The sequence below is a fragment of the Enterococcus ureilyticus genome (assembly GCF_001730315.1).
In the GTDB taxonomy this organism is placed as follows: domain Bacteria; phylum Bacillota; class Bacilli; order Lactobacillales; family Enterococcaceae; genus Enterococcus_L; species Enterococcus_L ureilyticus.
The window spans coordinates 1-20,056 of record NZ_MIKC01000040.1 but is presented as its reverse complement, the minus strand read 5'-3'; the positions used below and the strand labels follow the sequence as shown (position 1 = coordinate 20,056).

At 37.0% G+C, this 20,056-nt stretch carries 14 protein-coding genes; 1 reads left to right on the top strand and 13 read right to left on the bottom strand.

Annotated features, from left to right (window positions below):
* Positions 1-626: 626 nt before the first annotated feature.
* Positions 627-4,088 (top strand): M60 family metallopeptidase, encoded by a 3,462-nt coding sequence (locus BCR24_RS13745; RefSeq protein ID WP_141707063.1) that lies wholly within the window; start codon positions 627-629, stop codon positions 4,086-4,088.
* 124 nt (positions 4,089-4,212) lie between these two features.
* Here BCR24_RS13745 and BCR24_RS13740 read toward each other — a convergent pair whose 3' ends face one another.
* From BCR24_RS13740 to BCR24_RS13680, 13 genes are all read right to left on the bottom strand, one after another.
* Complete coding sequence (locus BCR24_RS13740; protein WP_069641088.1) at positions 4,213-5,523, bottom strand: carbohydrate-binding domain-containing protein; 1,311 nt, start codon at positions 5,521-5,523, stop codon at positions 4,213-4,215.
* A gap of 261 nt (positions 5,524-5,784) precedes the next feature.
* Complete coding sequence (locus BCR24_RS13735; protein WP_069641087.1) at positions 5,785-6,525, bottom strand: hypothetical protein; 741 nt, start codon at positions 6,523-6,525, stop codon at positions 5,785-5,787.
* A gap of 10 nt (positions 6,526-6,535) precedes the next feature.
* Complete coding sequence (locus BCR24_RS13730) at positions 6,536-7,480, bottom strand: DUF5067 domain-containing protein (protein ID WP_069641086.1); 945 nt, start codon at positions 7,478-7,480, stop codon at positions 6,536-6,538.
* Positions 7,477-10,068, bottom strand: coding sequence for a YfhO family protein (locus BCR24_RS13725; protein ID WP_069641085.1), 2,592 nt, complete (start codon positions 10,066-10,068; stop codon positions 7,477-7,479). Before BCR24_RS13725 ends, BCR24_RS13730 begins: the two co-directional genes overlap by 4 nt.
* A 27-nt stretch (positions 10,069-10,095) precedes the next feature.
* Positions 10,096-10,803 carry a signal peptidase I gene (gene lepB, locus BCR24_RS13720; protein ID WP_083244417.1) on the bottom strand — a complete coding sequence of 236 codons (708 nt, stop codon included), beginning with the start codon at positions 10,801-10,803 and terminating at the stop codon, positions 10,096-10,098.
* A gap of 20 nt (positions 10,804-10,823) precedes the next feature.
* Positions 10,824-11,555, bottom strand: a complete 732-nt coding sequence (lepB, locus tag BCR24_RS13715) for a signal peptidase I (RefSeq protein WP_157804621.1) — start codon at positions 11,553-11,555, stop codon at positions 10,824-10,826.
* A gap of 24 nt (positions 11,556-11,579) precedes the next feature.
* The gene (locus BCR24_RS13710) at positions 11,580-12,134 is read right to left on the bottom strand and encodes a hypothetical protein (RefSeq protein ID WP_083244416.1); all 555 of its coding nucleotides are present in this window, start codon (positions 12,132-12,134) and stop codon (positions 11,580-11,582) included.
* Between the two features lie 138 nt (positions 12,135-12,272).
* On the bottom strand, positions 12,273-13,376 hold the full coding sequence (locus BCR24_RS13705; RefSeq protein WP_069641082.1) for a WxLIP family cell surface protein: 1,104 nt from the start codon (positions 13,374-13,376) through the stop codon (positions 12,273-12,275).
* 88 nt (positions 13,377-13,464) lie between these two features.
* A complete protein-coding gene (locus BCR24_RS13700; RefSeq protein WP_069641081.1) occupies positions 13,465-14,229 on the bottom strand; it encodes a WxL domain-containing protein in 765 nt (254 codons plus the stop codon).
* A 30-nt stretch (positions 14,230-14,259) separates the two neighbouring features.
* A complete protein-coding gene (locus BCR24_RS13695) occupies positions 14,260-15,060 on the bottom strand; it encodes a WxL domain-containing protein (RefSeq protein WP_069641080.1) in 801 nt (266 codons plus the stop codon).
* Complete coding sequence (locus BCR24_RS13690) at positions 15,057-15,407, bottom strand: EF2685/EF0750 family sortase-dependent surface protein (protein WP_069641079.1); 351 nt, start codon at positions 15,405-15,407, stop codon at positions 15,057-15,059. The genes BCR24_RS13695 and BCR24_RS13690 overlap by 4 nt, the downstream gene beginning before the upstream one ends.
* Before the next feature lie 15 nt (positions 15,408-15,422).
* Positions 15,423-18,965 carry a pectate lyase-like adhesive domain-containing protein gene (locus tag BCR24_RS13685; RefSeq protein ID WP_069641078.1) on the bottom strand — a complete coding sequence of 1,181 codons (3,543 nt, stop codon included), beginning with the start codon at positions 18,963-18,965 and terminating at the stop codon, positions 15,423-15,425.
* Positions 18,966-19,119: 154 nt separating this feature from the next.
* On the bottom strand, positions 19,120-19,836 hold the full coding sequence (locus BCR24_RS13680; RefSeq protein ID WP_069641077.1) for a winged helix-turn-helix transcriptional regulator: 717 nt from the start codon (positions 19,834-19,836) through the stop codon (positions 19,120-19,122).
* Between the last annotated feature and the right edge of the window lie 220 nt (positions 19,837-20,056).

Genomic DNA, 20,056 nt, shown 5'->3' with positions numbered 1-20,056 from the left:
CACCTTCTTTTTATCGATTTGATTTCTTTTTCCAACTTTTCGACATCGTTATTATCATAACTGTTTCTCATTTTTCTTTTTTTCCTTTTCTTCCTCTCGTTAAGAAGTTTTTGAAATAACATTTACTAATAATATAATATTTTTCTTTTTTTGCTTACGTAGTTAAGTCTCTTTTTTCGACAAAAAAAAAGAATCACACATTCTGAAAATTAATATTTTTCTGTTATAAACTCATTGAAATTCAATATTAACGGTTTTCTTCAATGCTATCACATCTTTAGAAGATCACTATTTTTAAGAAAAATTTTATTCTTATTTTTTTAAAAAAAGTTATATTCCCTTTATGAACAAGAGACTTAATTATACTTTCTAGCTTGTCAATCTTGTTCTAAATTTACTAAATAAATAATTTCTAAAAGTATATTACATGAAAAAATCAACTTTCTCTCTATCATTTTGTCCTCCAAATATCTCTTTTATTCTCTTTTTCTTTTTCTTCTTCCTGTAGAAATTTAATTGAAAGAACTTTTTTTTCAAAAACTATATAATGTATTGTTGCAAATAAATACATATTAGCGTTCGCTGTAAAAATAAACTTCCATCGAACGATAAGGAGACTTATTTAATTGAAAGTTAAAATATCACACTTATTTTGTCTATTCGTTTTAACCATCCTTCTCAACATAGCGTTTTCCCCGCGGAGCATTTACGCTGAGTCAGCAGATTTATTGAAAATGACGATCATTCCTAGAGGAGATGCAAAAACGGAGCAAGGCAAAGAGCAACGTCGAAATGCCCACACCTCTTTTGAATCCACAGGTATTTTTTTACCAAAAGATGAAGAAATCATCATTTATGTGGAAGAAATACCCGAAAATTTAGAATTACATGTTGGGCAATGGGGAAATTATACCAACGTTACCGGACTTACTGACGGGAAGCTTCAGTTCAATTCCGGAAAAGTCAAGCTACAACAAGGAGAGAATCGCTTTACCAATTCTTTAACCGGTGGAATGGTTTATCTCGTTAATTCCTCCACCACGCAAACAGTCCAGATCAGCTTATCTAAAAACATCAATGTTCCTTATTTTATCCAAGGCAAAACTTCTGTTGAAGATTTTAAAGCTTCATTAGAGCAGTTTAGTGATGTCCCTTTTATGGAATTCGTGAACGAAGATACGATTGCTACCATCAGGATGGATCGGGCTAAAGATATTTTTCTAAAAGATGAGCAAGTCGATCGCTTCATGAATTATGTGTCCCAAGCGATTCGTCTTGAAAATGATGCAGCAGGTCTTGATTTCAATGGTCTTGGCATTACGAAAAAAGCACCACAGCGGATTCATATCGCTAATCCTTCAGATGGTATCGGAAAATTTTATTGTACAGATTTCCATTTGGGGATGCATAGTGCTACAACAGGAGATAGAGAGGTCTTTAATTCTGGAGAAAATATGACAAACTGGGGGTTGTTTCATGAAATTGGGCACTCTTATCAAAATCCATTTTATACTTGGGATAATATGAGTGAAGTGACGGTTAACATTTATTCGGACTATGTCCAATCTCACCTTACTGGTAATAATAGTCCTTACGATGCAATCATGAGTCCAAATAATAAACATAATAATTACAGAGCAAAAGTCGCTCGTTATTTTACCAATATCCAAAATGATTCTTCCTGGACTATGGAAGCAGAGATTGCCAAATACCCAACGGATTTTTATTTTGCTGCGTTAGGGATGTACGTTACTTTACCTAGAACATTCGGCTACGATTTTTACCCTGAATTGAATAAGCTTTATCGCGCAACGCCTGCAGTTGATTTACCAAGTACTAACGAAGAGAAAAAGCAATTTTTCATTATTATGGCTTCAAAAATAGCTAATCGAGATTTGACTCCCTATTTTGATTTTTGGCATTTTGCGGTAACTGAAGAGACGAAACAAACATTGTCAGCTCTTCAGTTACCACCTCTAGAAAAAGAAATTTGGAAAGATATCTTGGCAACAGAACAAGAAGAACAAGATGGCACTTATCGTATTTCGGAGAGTACTTATACGTTACCTTATGCAGATTTAACTGATGCAACAGCTTCGATCAGGATCCCTTTTGAAGAGATGAATCGTTTTTCTTTAGAATCATACTTTTCTAATCTTCGTTCAGAACCAATCACATCTCCTGTTCGCTATCTAAAAAGTGATATTGCTGATCCAACAAATTTTGGTATCCAAGACGGATATGCCTATTTTGAAAATGAACGGATGATCAAAAATAGATTTAGTGTTCCAACACAAATCATGCCAAACAATACTTACGTCATGGCTGGTCAAAATGGCTCTTATGCTGCCTTAGATTATGACCCTAGTACAAAAGAACTTGTGGCTATCGGAAACCAAAAACAAATTTTGCAAAATATACCCAATAATATCTACCCCAAAGTAACAGTTTATAGCGCAAAAATGAAAGAAAAAAAGCTCTACGCTGAAGGATATGGTCGTGATACAGGTGTCCATTTTGCAAGTAAAATCAATACCTTTAAAGTAGCTGAAAATGATATTGTAGAAATCTATCATCGAGAATCCTCTAAACGTGTGTCTCGCTACATCAACGGCAAAAAAGTTACTACAAATAAAGATACGTATTATTACATTATTACGCCTAATGGCTGGAAAGAGCTTGATTTCGCGCCTGTCATCCAGTGGAAACCGACTGACTTTCCCATCGCCAAAACATTGATTCCACAAGATTTTATTGCTAGTTATGACAACCCAGTCACTGGTGATCTGACCTTTTCTTTTGGAACAACACTTCCTACAGAAAGTGTTAAACAAGGTCAATCGTTATCCAGTTACCTTAATCAGACCGTATCACTCACTGCTCAAAACAGTTTATTTGGTTCTGTTGGTAACTATCTAGCTCCATTCAACTATCACTTTGAGGATACCATCGTTCTTCCAAGACACGGAGGCTACGGTACAATGTTGACCTTTGATAAAGAAAAGAAAAAACTCATTGCGCAAGGGGCTGATCCTTATACCATGAACGGATCAGATCCTTCAACAACGCCTTTGATCACGATTAAAGTAACTTATGCGAACCAAGAAAAACCACCTACAATGATCGAAGTAAAGAATAATACTCGAGCCAATGCCTTTACCAAGATGATTAATGATCAAAATATCGCTTTGGAAACAGGGGATATGATAGAAATAACGCATGCCAGAATCAATAAAGAAGCGATTTCTTTAGATCTAGATAGCCAACAATATGTTACAAAGGCGTTGACTGCATTTGTTGAAGGCAAAAAATATGAGGCTTTCAGCGGACCCACACAATACTTTTTAGTAACAGATACAGGATTAAACTTATACGAAACACCTGAAGCATTAGTTGGTACAGTCACCGTCAACTACGTCGATGAGCAAAATGACCCTATCCATACACCAGATGTTTTAAGCGGAACAATCGGCACTGCTTATACAACATCCCCGAAACAAATTGAAGACTACACATTAAAAGAGACACCTGAAAATAACACTGGACGATTTACTGTTGAGGAACAATCCGTTACTTATATATACACCAAAGAAGGCAAATTATCGCTAGATTTTGTCTCGCCGATCCACTTCGGCACGCACCCTATTTCAAAGGATGACATGCTTGTTACTGCTGAAAAACCGCTTGATGCTACCCACTATGTTCAAATCACGGATACTAGAACAATCCCTGGTGATTGGGTTTTACAGGTCCAGCAAAGCCAGCAGTTCAAAACAGCTAATAATATCCTTTTAGACGGTGCTCTATTGTCTATTTCGGCTATTCATGCGGAAGAGAAAACGGATCAAACAAAAATTCCCTCTATTATAAATTCAAATTTCACTTTGACGTTTGATGAAAAAGGCATCGGCTCTGTTCAAAATGTTCTTACAGCCAAAGCTGGTGAAGGCGGCGGAAGATGGCGGTTTCACTTTAACGAGCCGACAACAAATGTTCCTAGTATAGACTTGTTGATTCCTGAAGCAACAACAAAAACTATTGATTCTTATTCTAGTCAGTTGCTTTGGACCTTATCAACTGTCCCATAAGTTGTTTTTAGCAAAAAAGCCGACACGCTTTTACAATTCGTAAAAACGTGTCGGCTTTTTTTGCTTATTCTTTTAAACATCAGATTTTTTTACGCTTTTGCGAATCTAATCATTCTGATTTTTTCTACATATCTACATCATAGTAGTAGTTTACTTCATATTCATTCCCATTTTTTAATACTTCAAAATCTTCGCGATCTATTTTTATCAGATCCCATTCTGTGAAGCTAAAATCATATAGATGGTCTTTTACTTTAAATGTGTCGCCAACTTCGATATCGTAAACTACTTCTTCATATAATTTATATTCATTTGTAGCCTGATCTAATACCCAATGTTTTGTTGTTACTGGTAGGGTAAATTTAGTCGGCGTTTCTGAAAAAATCACTTCATGTTTTCCGTTTGTTTTAATTTGACTAACTTCATTTTTATTTAGTTTGCTTTCTTGACGTGAGCCAATAATTTTAAGATTTTTAGGTGTTCCTTTCGCTACATCACCTAGTAATCCGCCTTGTTCGTTTAAAAATACATTGTCAGGTTCTGAAACCCACGTATAGTTCTTCATATTGCTCATATTGCGGGCAACACTCGTAAAGTCTGTAACAACTATCGGTACATCATCTGTAATTTCAAATGTTGGTTTTCTGTATTCTTCACGCACAACTGCACCTGAGTATGCACGCAGCATTTGTTTATCTGCATGTAAGGCAGACAAGGAGCTGTTGATATCAGTAGAAATACCAGTTATCGAACTGCCAGCATCTTCAGCTTGGATATGTGCAATGATTGAACGGGCACCAGAAACTTTTCCTTCCCCTACAACCGTTGCACCTTTCCATGCATAGATATCACGGTAAGCGTAAATTCCTGTACCTTCACTACTTGTTCCTTTTAATACAGCATCATTGTAAGGTTTAATATCATTTTCACTATAAACACCATAATTAGTACCGAAACCTTCAACTGTTCCGCCATCCATTTGAATTTCATTATGAACAAAGACACCCGTTCCGGCAGCAGTTGCGGTTACGTGACCTTTCCCATATTTTGTAAATTTGAAGGCTTTCAAATGATCTCCTACGTTAATCCCAATCTCTTCTGTTGTATTGACGTTCAATTCACCGTTTCCACGGAATTCCAAGGTTCTTTTAGCTTGAATTGCGCCCATATTAACAGGTTTTGTATTATTCAACGTAATCGTAATGATTTTTGAACTATACAATGAAGAATTCTCGTTTAGCAAAAATTCCCCTTTTTTTGTTGTCAATACATTTGTTCCATCCGCTTTTGTAGTTACGGTTGCATCGTAACCTTTCAAATCAGTGTTGGCTGTTAACAGTTCCGCAGCAGATGCTTTTTGCCCTCCTGCTACTGCTAGTAAACCTACTGATAAACCAACGAATAAAAGTCCAGCAACATTTTTAAGTTTAACCATGTTTTTCATACCTCTTTCTTTTTTTATTTACTGTCTCCAGTTCTTTTATTCTATCACATAAAATAACGATTTATTTATCTTGTTTTTCGTTAAAATGATAATTTTTTGAAAAAACAATGGATTAAAAACGCTTATAAATAGCAAATAAACTCATTTCTGCCATTATTTTATTTTATTTATAAAATTAAATAAAATAACTAAAAATAAGTTAATTCGCTATTTGATTATTGGTACTCCTTTACAAATTTTCTGTAAGAATCGTTACACTCGATAATCCATGGTTAACCCGTAGATTTTCTCTAATACGCCAAACTCGTTATACTCTACTCCAAAACTTTTCCCAAACAAATGCTTTTTTTGGCCTTCATGAAAATCTTCATAAATGACAATATCTTTGCCTTTACGTTTCTCTTGATCTGCCGTCTCCTTTTTAAAATTCTTCAACAATTGCTCTAAATCGTCTAGTTCCAAAAGAGTTCCTAGCTTTTTCAGCGTATCATCTAAATTTTTACCATTATATTTTTCATTAGCTGTTGCGTTATACAACTCGATTCGTTGATTAGACAGTCTTACCTTTTTTTGGTCTTCTAAATAATCATATTTCGCTGTCACTGTTCCATAAGAGGAATATTGACCTTGCAGGTTCTTGAATTTTATTTGACTGCTGAAGCGTAATTCTCTTTTCGTTGCATTAATAGTAAATTCTTCTGGTTCTTCCACAACATCGTCTAGTAAAAAATCTGTTTTAATCAATTCACGGGCTTTATCAAAAGAGGGCAACAGCACTACATGAAATTTATTTTCCAAATCGTCTTGTGCTTGTTTCTCATCCATTACCGTGTAGTTATACTCTCCAAATGGTTTTGATCGATCTGACCACCATGTAAAGGCAGCTTCATTTTTAGGTAGTTGTTCGTTTGCTGTTGATTGTGTTTTTTGTGTACATCCTGCTAAGCTAAATCCAATCGTCACTAGGAACAACCAAATTGTCCATCGCTTCATAGACGCCCTCCTATCTTTCAATGGTTAAACTCATTGGCTCATCGCTGTTCACTTGCCCCTCATTCACCCGAATAGTGATTGTCCCTTCGGGTTGAAGCGTATAAACAACTGCACTTTCTATTGATTCGTTTGCTGGTAATCGTTGTTTATTTTGTTTTAATAAATAATCCAGCTCTGTATCATCTGCCTTGGGCTGCTCTGTAATAGCTAAATGTTCTCCCGCCTCGGTTACAGAGAACATTTGCTGCCATTCATCGACTGGAATCAAGTCTTCTGAGGTCTTATTCGTGATTACATATCGTAGAATCAACTGATTTCCTACAATCTTATTTCCTGTCAGTTGAATCGCAACACGCTGATTTTCTAACTTCTGATTATTTTTTGCGCCTTTTTGCTGGCTGCTGCTCGTAAGCGTTTGACTGCCGCGCAATTGTTTTAAGGTTTTCACCGATTCATAAATCACTTGTTTTTGTTTCTCAGCACTATTATCTCTTGGTCGATAAAATTGAAAATTCACAAGATGTGTTTTCGTAGTAACAAAATACATATCCAACCAAACTGCTTTCTTTTTATAGACACTAGGCATTAAATAGTGAATCGCAGGCAGACCATCAACGTCAAAGCTTTCAACTTCTCCTGCCTCTAATTTATAAAACGCAAGCAAGCTTTCTTTCGTCTCCTGTTTTAATTCTTGTTCATCAAGAGGTTTACTGGGTTGAGCACGAACAAACATCTCTGAACGACTGTTGCTATCTTCCGCACCAAATACCGCAGCTTCATTAAAGGTTTCTTTGTACTCTTTTTCGACTTTCCAGCCTTTCGGAAGCTTAAAACTGTATTCACTGTCATCTGCTGTGAAAGTCTCATTTGCTTTTTCCAATTGGCCTTTTTGACATCCTGTTAAGGTCAGGAACAGTATGCCACTAAAGATCAGCGCTATTATTCGTTGTTTCATTTTACTGCCTCACTTTGCCGCTTTTTACGCCACCACAAACATCCGCTAAAAATCAAGATACAGCTACCAAATAAACTCGCTCCTAGTACAAATCCTTGAGGTAAAAAGATAAATTCAATATCATGTTTACCAGCTGGAAGTTTTACAGATAAAAAAGCATCCTTAAATGTAGTAATTTCAGCAGGTTCTCCATCAATCAAGACTTTCCAACCACGGTCATAAGGAATCGTGGTTAATAATACCTGCTCTTTATTCAGAGAAACCGATGCCTTTGCTGTTCGCCCTTGTGTTTGAATCTCTATACCTTTTTCTTGCATCTTTTCTGCAGCTGTTTTAAAGCGTTCCGTATTAAGAAAAACAGCATCTGGTCGATACAATTCTACTTTTTGTTTTCCTTCTGAAAAGGCGGCTGTCACTTCCACTGTTGTCGGTTCATCATAATAACCCAGATTGTAATACTGACCCGTATTGATCAATCCCGTTTTCCGACTAACTCCGTCCACTCTTAAATCGACATTGACACTGACTGCTTCGGCCATATCTTTTGCTACCAAACTTAAATAGCCTTGTGATTTTGCTGGAACGGTGACTAACCAGGTAACTTGTTTTGGCAACGCGGGTTCTTCCTCTGCAATCGTGAGCGTTTTGCCTTCTGTTACAATTGCATTTTCAGTTTCAATCAAAGCTGCTTCACCAAAGCTAAAAAGTTCGCCTTCCATGCCGGAAAGATGATTAAATAATTCTGTTTGGTTTTGAACGGCCGTCGGCTCATAAATTTTGTCATCTGTTAAAATTCCTAAAGGTAATGCATACTCGTTTTCATACAGCGTATACTCCCCTGCACTACTGACTTTTTTGTACCCAAATTTCATCAAGTCATCTTTAGCCAAGTTGTATTTCATACCAACAAGTGTATCTGCCAACAAGGTATTATTTACATATTCAATCGTCAAATTGGTCCCTAAAGAACGGAACCCCAGTGCATTTAAATATTGCGAAGAGTGGCGATTACGAATCGACGAAAACATTGACACGCCATGGGAACCAAAATTAAAGCTAGTATTCAATGACTCAACATCTAAATTTTCTAATCGGAAAAATGACTCTTCTTTTTGATTGGTTTGTTCAATTAATTGCTTTGTTTCCTCATAATTTTTTGTGTACAATATCCGCGAGGGATAGCCCCAATCGGATAAAATACCGACAACCATCGAACGAGCATTGTAGCCAGCCTCACCGATCATCAGGATCAGCAAAACGACTGGAATCCATTTTTTGACTTTATATTTTGACACCCATAATAACCAAATGCTTAAATAAATCAGCAACAGTCCTATTGTTAAGATCAATGACTCCATGGTGATTACATCGTAGCGTTTCTTATTAGAGAAAAAAACAAACAGCAGAAAAATCCCAATGATTCCCAGCACACCGTTCACCAAGCGATCACTGTCTTCTTTTTTAAAGCGTTCAAGTCCATACCCTGCAAGTAAAATCACTAAAAAGGAAACTAAGAAACTAAAACGGAATAAAAACATATTCGGTACATGTAATCCATGCCAAAATAGGTTCAGAGGATATACATAAACACTCGCAATCAATAATAAAAACAAACTACCATAGCCTATTTTTTCTTTCCAAGCCACTTCCTTACTCAAAAAGTAATAAACACAAAAAACCAACGGAATTAATCCAATATAAATAAAAGGCATACTTTCATATTTAGACGTATCGTAAACACCTACCATATTCTTAGCAATAAAGTCCCACGGTCCTGTATCTGGTGTTAAAAAAGTATACATCGGACTCAAACTTTCACCATTCGTCCGCAAATCGATCACGGCTGGCAATACGGTGATCATTGACGCACCACCTGCCAATAAGGACGTACCTAGATAGGATAAAAATTGTCCTTTATACTCTGACCAATTGCATAACGTACGGATTATTGCATAGAGAAAAGTGAATACGCCGACCATAAATCCCATATAAAAATTTGAAATAAATAATAAAAGGTAACTGCTAAATAAAAGCACTGGTTTTTTCTGTTCAAACAGGCGATGAATCCCCCAAACAATCAAAGGCAAGTAAACAAATGTATCTAGCCACATAATAACAACAGAATAACCAACTGCATACGACATCAAGGCATAAGAAATACTTAATCCTACAGTTAACCAGCGATCAAGTTTGAAGGTATGTTGGGCAAAAAACCAAAATGAAAGTCCGCTAGCGCCAAACTTCAATAATGTTAGATAATAAATCGTATCAGGCATCGTTGCATTATCAAACAACCCCACAAGAGGAGTAAATAATCCATTCAGATAATAAGCTGCTAAGGCCCAATAATTTAGTCCTAGTGAGCCTGACCAAGTATAAAAAATGCTTTGTTTGCCTTGAAGGACATTTTTAAAACTAGCATGAAAATTGGCATATTGTGCAAATGAATCTGTGGCTAGGATACTTCGTTCACTCCCTGGATAGATGCCGATAGAATAATAAGCAACGATCATCAGTACGACAGGTATGCTAAAACTCAAAATCATCGCTGGATAGTGTTGTCTCATAAAAGCTCGAATAGTTTTCATTTGGTTTCTCTCTTTCTTTCAATCTTCTTAGTGCACAATGCCCATTTTTGAAAATGGATAATAGCGATAAAGAACAACACCTTCAATTTGCGCTTTGTCGATCAAACCAAAAACACGACTATCATCTGAATGAAGACGATTATCCCCTTGAACAAAATAACGATCTTTAGGAATCCGTTCATATTGATGAAGTTGGTTCATCACCGCTTCAGATACCATGATCTTGATTGTTCCATCTGGTACCTCAGTAGTTAAATCAACCTTCTCTTTCTTCTCATTTTCTTTTGGTAATAAAAATAATGCATTGCCCATCAGCTGAATCCGATCTCCAGGCATCCCGATAATTCTTTTTACATAAGACTCATTTTTGATATTTTTAGGTTCAAACGTAACAACAGCATAGCGACTAAGCGTACTATTAGGAGAAATCAAGATCCGATCATTCGTTTGAAAGGTTGGTTCCATTGATTGTCCATCTACTCGATGTGTTGAAAATCTCAAGAAAAAAAGGACAATAACTGTCAATAATATCAGTAGCCAAATTGTTTCTTTTTGTTTGAGAGACCGTAAAACTTTTCCGCCTATTTTTTTCAAAGTCTTCTTTAATGATTTCTTTTTGCGGCTGGAAGATACAGGCCGTTTCTTTCTGGGTCTATTTTCAGCATATGTTGGTTGCATGTTCTGCTTCTTTTTAACTCTTTGTTTTTTCCTCTTGGGTTGTTTTTGTTCATTCATTTCTGTTTCCTCAACTCTTATCAAAACTGACGCATCGCATGGATCGGGAAAATCCTTGCTTTGACTACTCCAGTGATATTTTTTTTCTTAACAAACCCGAAATAGCGACTATCTGTTGCGTATAAACGATTATCACCTAACACAAAGTAACTATCTTCTGGTACCCGATCCACTTTTAAAACTTCTTTTAAGGTGAAATCAGCTGTTTGGGGCTCTTCTGAAAATTCTGATAATGTCGTAGACAAAAATCGTTCTGGAATTTCTTCGCCATTAATAAACAAGCTACCTTGTTGATAATATAGTTTCTCACTAGGGAGACCGATTACTCGCCGAATCATTCCGTCCTCTTCTTTAGGGCTTTTAAATGAAACTAGACTAAATCGACGAATGTCACTTTTCTTTGAAACAAACAATCGATCTTGATCATTGATCGTCGGGGTCATTGAATAGCCCTCAACCTTTGGTAATTGAACGGTGAACCAAAGTACGAGACTAATCAACAACACAGAAATCAGTAGCGTTATAGAAAATTCTTTCAAAAAAAACTTTTGCTTAGGTTTTCTTCGTTGCTGTTTTCTTCGCTTACTTTTTTGACCCCTCGGCTTTTTCTTCGATCGATCATTTTTTCTCGCGATTTGTTGTTTTTTCTGATTTCGGGTCTGTTCTGTGTTGGCTTTTCGAGGTTTTTTTTTCTTGTTTAGAGCAACTTTTCGCTTGTTCTCATTAGACAATCCTTGTTTCTTTGCACCCACGTTCAGCACCTCTGATCGTCATCCTTATTTTTTCTTTTTTAGCGCTCCTTCATTGACACCAAAACGTTTAAAAACTTTATTTTGACTGTCATGCGCCTTCTCAAGATCTTTTAAATAAGAAGCAGCCGTTTCTTCTTTTTGCAAACTTTCTACGGTTTGACTATTTAAATTGACGCCTACTTCTCTTAAAAGCGTGTAGTGCCTATTCAATAGCGTTTGCCCATCTTCTTTCAAATTAGGGGAAGATTTACGTGCGCCATAGCTTGCCAGACGAGACGTGATTTCTTGAATATTTTTGATAGATTTTTGCGGATTTTCACCTGCTTGTATATTGCTTATTTGAATTTTCGCATCCTCTAGTAAATAATAGCTTTGCACCAATGCTTCGGAATCTTCTCCTTGTAAATGATTTTGTTGATAATTCCGCGAATAAAATCCGCCACCTAAGCTCACTCCTGCTAAAAGAAACAGAATTACGCTCCATGTACGCTGATTTTTCTGTTTTTTAGCTAATTGTTTCCGTTGTCGTAAAAATACTCGCCGCTTTTTTTTGTTTTTTGGAGGACGCTTCATTTTCATTTTTTTGTACTTCCGGCTCGTTCGAAAAAAATTGAACACAAAAATAAATGCGAACAGGAACAAAAGAAGCGCGCTGGAAAGCAGAACAACAAATGACCAGTCTAATATACTCATACTTCTTTTTTCCTTTCTGCTCTGTTAATTTCTTTGAGCCTTATTTTTTTTCTTTTTACGTTCCGCTCTTTTCTTTGCTTCTTGCTTTTTACGTACCATACGCACAATTAAAAAGATCACTAAAATAAGAACAAATGCACTTCCCACAGCGATTGCTACCAGCATCCAATTGATTCCTTCTTCTTGGACTAGTTCTACATCCTGCTTATTGTATTTATCTGCCTCTTCATCTGTGATCGTAAATGCTTGTTCCCAGTTCCATTTACGCTCACCTGCCGTAGCTACTATTTTCGCTCGATAGTCACCCGCAACCATTTTTTCCCCATTCATTGAAATTGGAAAATCAACTAGGCTATTAGGCGCGACACGCATATTCGCTTTTTTCGTATCATACAATACAGTATCTGCATCTTTTTTCATGATTTGTGCTTCTAGAGTCAACTCTTCGAGGTAAGCTGCTTCTACATTTGAAAAATTAATGAAAATACTGTTACGATAATTATTCATTCCAGCATACACATCATTTAGTTCTAAATTAGGCTCTACTACTTTATCTGTTTCAGCCAATACCATTCCGACCATAAATGCATATTCATTGATTACACCTTTTTGTTCTTTTCTAGCTTTCTCGTCCACCTTTTTTTTCAACTGGATACCGCCAGAAATAACACCGTCAAAACTTGCTTCTGGCATCGTTATCGCAAATTCTACAGGTATAGTACTTTTCCCTGGTATGGTTACAGTTTCAGGCGCTTTAACAATGTCAATAAAGTCATATTTTAGCGATTTATCATTATCGATTTTACTTGGACCATATTCGATGACGCCATTTCCGTTGGTTTTTGCTCCATTTAATGTAATAACTACCTCTACAGGTTCTTCTGATTCATTTGAAAGCTGGATTTGGACTGTTTGCTTTTGTCCTGGGTTCATCTTCAAATCAAAATAACCGACTTCTTTATTGATCTGATTTTCCGGTTGAACAACTTTATAGGTAAAGCCTAACGGACTTCCTCCTGCTCCTTGCTTTTCAGAGGTTTCCTCTGCATATGTTGGTGTTGCTGTAAAATAACTAATGCCTGCTATGTATAAAATAATAGTGAAAATGAGTGCGATTCTTTTTTTCATCCTATTGTTGTCCCTTCTTTCTAATTATAAAAGAAGGTTCCCGGCTCGGTGAACCGGCGAACCCTCCTGATTGATTCTTATTTATGTTTTAGATTGTTTCTGATAAAGTCCAAGTAACAACAGCATTGTAGTCACCAGCACCGACTGCAGAAGTTTTTGGAATGTTTAATGTTACTGATTCCGCTCCAGTCGTTTTGTCACCAAAGTTCAATTCAAATTGGCCATAACCAACACCATCAACACCAGTGTTTTTAATGAAATCAACTGTGTTAGATGAAGCAGAATCAATATTTCCACCAGCAGTGTTCACGCCATTTGGATTTAATTCAGGTGCACCTGTTTGAGTAATTGCTACGTTTTTATACGTAATGTTAGCACCTTTAAGTTCTACACCCTTTTCACCAGCTGTTTTGAAGTTTTGTGATAATGTTGCTGATAATTTATAAGGATGTGCTTCTTGTGTACGCAAATCTTGATATTTAACAAAGTTTTGTACGTCGAATGTTTCTGTTCCTTCCGCTGGATCTACAGTGTTAGCGTGGAACATTGAGGCATTATAGTCACGTTTGTTTGTTGCAGTTAAAACATCGTGAGATTCAAACTCAAGTGGTGTTACAGCGATGATCCCAAATACACCTGGGTTTGTTACGCTTGGTAAGTTAGTGATTGTTGTTCCATCCGTAACCCCTGGATCTGTTGGGATAACACCTGATGTACCAGTATCAAATGTAAATTCGATATGACCTGTACCTGTTTTTGTGTTGTCTACCGCTTTTGTTGTATTCGGTAAAGCTAAAGCTACTCCTGCTGCCGCTACTAAAGCAGCGCCGCATAATTTGTGTGTTAATTTCATTTGTATTTCCTCCTAAGTTTTGTGTAATATTTATGGCAACTCGGCTAATATCCAAGTTAACACCGTTGAGTAAGTGACCGGATCTTTTTTTGTTGCTCCCGGTACAGATAATGTGAGTGCACTATTTTCATGCATTTGTTTGTTCTCATACGCTGCATCTAGCATGGGTTTATCAGTTTGATCCTTCTTTTTGGATAATGTAGTTGACATTCCTGCTGGATTGTCACTTGATGCTCCGAAAGAAATTGACCAAGTTCCAGCCCCCGTCCCAGATTTGGCTTCTGCTAGATTATATGTTGCACCAATGTTATCCAAACGTATAACTTCTTTAGATACGTTTGGTGCCATTGTTTGTTCCATTGTAGAATTGACCCAAGATTTGTCTAGCGATAAATAGGCACCATCTAATTGGCTATTCGCTGTCTGAGTATTTTGAAATTGGTTTTCCTGTCTCAACTGTAAGGTCCAGCCTAAAGCAGCTCCACGATAATCAGAAATTTGTACAAAGTTTCCACGAGCAGCTGTATCACCATGAAACAGTTGTGCATTCACTGGATAAACAGTGTCTTTGTCTGATATTTTGTTGGCACTTGTAAAGTTTAATTGCGGGACAAAGTCAATCCTAAGGTTGCCAGAAGTGCTGGGGCTAGCTCCAGGATCAACAAGTTGATCTGGTTTTTCAGGATCACGAATCCCTACCTCATCGTAATCACCTGTAAAAGTAATATGACCGTTGCTTTTGCTTTGAGCGTAAGTTTGTTTAGGACTAGGAAGAATGGCCATTGTACCTAGTAGAACTAGTAGCATAGAGGCTATGATCGTACGTTTCATTCTTCCCCCTCCTTCTTTTTGCGTTTAAACAACAGTAGTAAACAAACAATCACTACAAGTGCGACACCGCTGATAGACAGACTTTTTTTTACAAGTTCTCCCGTTGAAGGAAAACGACCTTTCGGCTTAGTTGTTGCAATAGTTGACTCACTAACGTTTGTCGTTGAACTTGATGTTGGCGGCTCCGTAGTGGACTCACCTTCATAAAATCCAATTTCACCATTCGTCTGAACGGCTCCACCGCCTGCTGCTCCTTCTTGGGCTATAACTGCTTGAAATGGGGTTAGCAATAGTCCAAACCAAACAATGGAAGATACAAGCAAATAAGTTACTCTTTTTGTTTTCATTCTATCCCTCCATTGTTATCGTACAGCACTTAAAGTAAATTCAATTGTTGCCGTGTATTCACCAAGTTTTCTGTATTGGGTTGGGGCAAGTTCCATCTTAAAGCCATTCCCTTTTTTCTGCCATTCTTCTTCGCTTACGTCATAACTACCTCGTCCAGCTGATAAATCTGCTGAATCTGCTATAACATTTGGCTCATCTAATCGTAAAACAGATTCTGTCGAACCTTTTTTATAGACAATTGCTTCGGGTAGTTTATAAGAAGGATCATCTGCCGATTCCATCACTTTGGTCACTTTGGCAGTCAGTTCCCAGTCCGTTATGCTTGCTCGACTATCACTAACGACAAGGGCCTGATCATAGACTGGTTTCTCAGCTGAAAATTGACCATAACTACCAGTTTTTTTCAATCCAAAATCAATAGTGGTTGGCGCAGAAGATAGTGATAAGACACCAAATACTTTGCCGCCTGCTAATCCAACTTTTTCGGATTTAGCTGTTATTTGTTCGAACGTTGCATTTGGCTCATTCGGCCCTGCAACAAAAGGTGCTTCTCTTGGTGAATCACCTGTTACCGTTCCTTCATTGAATATTTCTTTATCGACAGCTGAGTCGCCTACCGTTACTTTAAAGGTAACCTTTACTGATTCTTGTGTTTTCAAATCACCAGCATTGAAGGATAGCACGCCATTTTCATAAGAATATTGAGAAGGTTGAGCTAAAACACCAGCAATCGTCACTTCCGCTTTCGTTGCATCAAAAACTAATTCAGCAGGTAAAACATCTGAAATGATAATATTTTTCCAATTTGTTGTATACGTTGCTTCTTTTGAGTTCATTGCTGTCAGTGTATATAAGACAGTATCACCAACTTGAGTATTATCCACTTTCACACCATTTCGGTATGTAGCGGCTTCTTTTTTCAATGTTGCTGTGGGGATCACATCTGCAACAACATATTTTGCAACACCCTTAAAGATTGCATCGTGATATGCTAAATCATTATATGGATTGATATTTCCAGCAGCAACATTTGTCACTGGCGGCTTGATCAGTCCTATTTGATCATAAACTTTTTCGCTATTTGGATCTGTTGGATCACTTGGAATCAATTGTGCAGCTGTATGTTGTCCTGCATGATCTTCCAAATAAACACTTAATTCTTTTGTTTTTTCTACATATTTTGGCAAATTGAATGACCAAGCCCCATCGGCACCGACGGTTGTACTTCCAAGTAATGTGCCTGTTTCCTTATCACCAGAATCATAGTAAACTCGAACGGAAGCACCAGCTTCTGCTCCTGTTCCTGAAAGAACTTTTGTTGCATTATCCAGTTTGGTATCTGTTAATTTTGTCGGTAGCGGTGGCGTTACATCTAAAACAGTTCGTTCAGGTGCAATCAAATCATTTGCTTCACTGATGTGTGCCTTTCCCGATGTTTTATCTCCTCGCCATGCTTCAAGAACTTTTAACTTTTGTCCTTTTTCTAGTAAATTGCCTTTAGGCTGTGTGTCTAATTTAAATAAACCGCCGCGAGCATCATCGCCATAAACAGAAGCTTTACTTGATCCAACAACATCTTCCACGATTGTTCCTGTAGTTTTGTACAACAATGTATCATTCACATCATACACACCGACAATTACGGAGACCTCTCCAGTAAATGCATTACGGTTATTATCATGTTTTCCTTCTGGAATACCCACATGTCCCCAAATATATTTATCTGCATCTGTCGGTACGCGCAATTCATCCACAATTGCATTTTGATTATTCCCATTCAAACGAGTATATTTCGGCATCCCGCCGTCTTGATTAAATCCTGCAATCACTTCTGAATCTGTTCCAGTACCAATTGTTCCAAAGTTAGCTCCAGCTAATGCAACATTAGCAAGTACAAATGAACGCATTGGATTTCCAGTCGCATCATTTACACCAGCTACCCAAACAGAAAGATCAGAATTCAAGCTTTTAAAAGTCGAGCCTGCGCTTGTGTCAAAAACTAAACCTCCACCTGGTCTTGTATTCACAAAGTCAAAATATTTCAATGACTCAAAATTCGCAGTTAAAACACCGGCATTAAAAATACCAGAAGTAGCAGTGCTTGTTTGTCCACGAGCAACAAAATACGTTCCTGAATCTGCTGTCATTGTCATATCGAGCCCTTTAGCATCGATTGCAGCACCATTTGCTGCTTGAATATCAACAGATGAATCTTCATCTTTTACTACAAATGAATCTGGGTTTGCACCACTATTCGTATACAAAACACCTTGATTTCCAGCGTTTCCACCAGGATCAATTGGCGTACCAGAGCCTTTATTTACTAGAGTAAAATCAGATCCTCCAGATACATTGATAGAATTTCCGCCTCCATACATACGAATCCCTGGAGCAGAACCGCTGTCTTTCGTCATTTTGATTTCTGACTGTCCTTCAATGTTAAATTGTGTGTTACCTACAGCTCTAAAACGAATCATTGCAGCTCGAGCATAATTGTTGTCTCCAGTTTGATGTATATTTAGTAATGATTTGTTCTTAACATTAAAGGTTCCACCTAAGCTTTGCATATTTATGCCAGAGGTATTTTCTGTATAAATATCTAGAAGTGCCTCATTGATTACATTAACGTTTGAAGCATTTGCATCAATATTGATCAAACCAGTGTAATCAACATTTTGTTTTCCATTTCCTCTGATTTTCAATTCAGTCCCTGCACCTTCAACCGTCATATCTAATTGTCTAGTTGATTGGATCGGTTGACCATGGTTTCCAGTACCAGTTCCTTTCATACTAGAAAGCAATACTTTGGATTGTTTATCTACGGTAAAAGTCGCTCCTGCATTAGACGCCGCGGTGATTTGATAGAAACGTTCAGAATTACTGTCAACTTTCGATTGATTTGTAATGGAAAAATTCTTGGCCGCTACAGCACCAGTGCTAGAAGTTGAATCAAAGTATAGATCAACATTGTCAAAAATCACGGTTGCTCCATTCATATTAGCAAGCACAGAGGCATTTCCTGCTGATGAGCTGATTTTATTTGTTAGAACAAGCGTCCCGCTTCCAGAAGCTAAATAGTTTGTCCCAGTATATTCAAGATCTGAAATTGTTATTTTTCCAGTCGCTCCGATATTAAAATAGCGGGCACCAAAACCAATCACATGATTATTGCCATTAATGACTAGTTCTCTGTTGACTGCAGGCAATGCTGCTCCAGAGGTAAAATCTGCAGTAATATTTATGCGATCGATCGTTGTATCACTTAAAGCTGTAATTAAGGCTGCCCATGTTGGCACATTTGCCTCTTTTGTAGGTGTTGGTAATGCCGAAAAGGGAACAACATGATTTTTGACACTTGCATTTTGTGCGTTTAAATCAACAGGCTCTTCCGCATTTGCTAATTGATTACTTGCAGCGCTCGTTTCATTTGTTTGACTACTAGAGTCTGTGTCATTTGCTTTTATTACAGAAGTACTCCGAATAGAACCAAATAGAACAAGCCCAACCAAGATACTCATGAGGCTGATTAACAGAATTTTTTTATTCACTTTCAACATTTTCTCCTCCTTTCCTCAAAAATGAGTGTGTCCTAAATTCCGACACGTTTATTTCAATTCTTTCCACGCTTATCTCATTTGTCTAATTGATAAATGAACCAGCTTTGAAAGAAGAGAAAACAAGTTCATAATATTTTTACGGTTTATGCTGCGATCAATTCATCAACATATACCCTTTTGAGCGAATTGTTTTAATGTATCCATTCGCATGATCTTCATTTTCGATTTTCCTACGTAGATGATAAATGATGTTCGCCACTCGGTATTGTTTGTCTTCATCTCCACCATCCCAAACATTTTTATAAATCTCCTCATAGGTCAGAGCCTGCCCAACATGATTACTTAATAGTTCAATCGTTCGAAATTCAAGTTTCGTCAAATTTACTTCTTGGCTGCCGTTTAATAACACGCTAAAATTAGAGTGAACAAGTTCGATCTTCTTAGGTACATCGGATTCTTGAAGCGGAGTCTCTTCATAAACTTTAAGTTCTCTTTGTTTTTTTTCAGAGTAACGCTTCAAATGACCTTGAATTAATAAAACCAGCTCTTCTGAATCAATCGAAGTATCGATAATTGCATCTGCTCCCAATTTCAGGTAGACGATTCTTGTAGATTTATCTGTATTTTGAGATAAAACCCATACTAAAGCAGAAGTTTGTTCACGAATCTTTATTATAGATTCACAAATTAGACTCATTTGATTGTCTGATTCCTCTTCTTCAATGATAAGTGCATCTAACTCGCAAGTTTGCCTTTCCCATTTGTGTTTTTTTTTCAAGTAGTGAACATTGTATTCTGACTCTTTCAACGCCTTTATGTATGTAGTGTTCTCTATTTCGGGATTAGACGAAACAACGCCAATATTGTACATGTCCTTTCTCTCCTTCATATTCTATGTTTATTCATTTTTCCTGATCACAACCAATATTATATTTGCAGTATTATAAAATAGTTTTTATACTATTTAAAATGGAGATTTTATGCTCGTAAATATTTCTTGTTTTTCGATAAAACAAGAAATAGTGATTTTCATGCTTTAATATCACTATTTAAATCTTTATTCTGACGGCTAATTTGACGGCGGATAAAAA

Bases quoted from the DNA above. Each gene is read 5' to 3' on its own strand.
- BCR24_RS13710 (WP_083244416.1), bottom strand. From the start codon at position 12,134: ATGAAAATGAAGCGTCCTCCAAAAAACAAAAAAAAGCGGCGAGTATTT.
- BCR24_RS13730 (WP_069641086.1), bottom strand. From the start codon at position 7,480: ATGAAACAACGAATAATAGCGCTGATCTTTAGTGGCATACTGTTCCTG.
- BCR24_RS13740 (WP_069641088.1), bottom strand. From the start codon at position 5,523: ATGGTTAAACTTAAAAATGTTGCTGGACTTTTATTCGTTGGTTTATCA.
- BCR24_RS13695 (WP_069641080.1), bottom strand. From the start codon at position 15,060: ATGAAACGTACGATCATAGCCTCTATGCTACTAGTTCTACTAGGTACA.
- BCR24_RS13685 (WP_069641078.1), bottom strand. From the start codon at position 18,965: ATGTTGAAAGTGAATAAAAAAATTCTGTTAATCAGCCTCATGAGTATC.
- BCR24_RS13680 (WP_069641077.1), bottom strand. From the start codon at position 19,836: ATGTACAATATTGGCGTTGTTTCGTCTAATCCCGAAATAGAGAACACT.
- BCR24_RS13705 (WP_069641082.1), bottom strand. From the start codon at position 13,376: ATGAAAAAAAGAATCGCACTCATTTTCACTATTATTTTATACATAGCA.
- BCR24_RS13700 (WP_069641081.1), bottom strand. From the start codon at position 14,229: ATGAAATTAACACACAAATTATGCGGCGCTGCTTTAGTAGCGGCAGCA.
- BCR24_RS13690 (WP_069641079.1), bottom strand. From the start codon at position 15,407: ATGAAAACAAAAAGAGTAACTTATTTGCTTGTATCTTCCATTGTTTGG.
- lepB (WP_083244417.1), bottom strand. From the start codon at position 10,803: ATGAATGAACAAAAACAACCCAAGAGGAAAAAACAAAGAGTTAAAAAG.
- BCR24_RS13735 (WP_069641087.1), bottom strand. From the start codon at position 6,525: ATGAAGCGATGGACAATTTGGTTGTTCCTAGTGACGATTGGATTTAGC.
- BCR24_RS13725 (WP_069641085.1), bottom strand. From the start codon at position 10,068: ATGAAAACTATTCGAGCTTTTATGAGACAACACTATCCAGCGATGATT.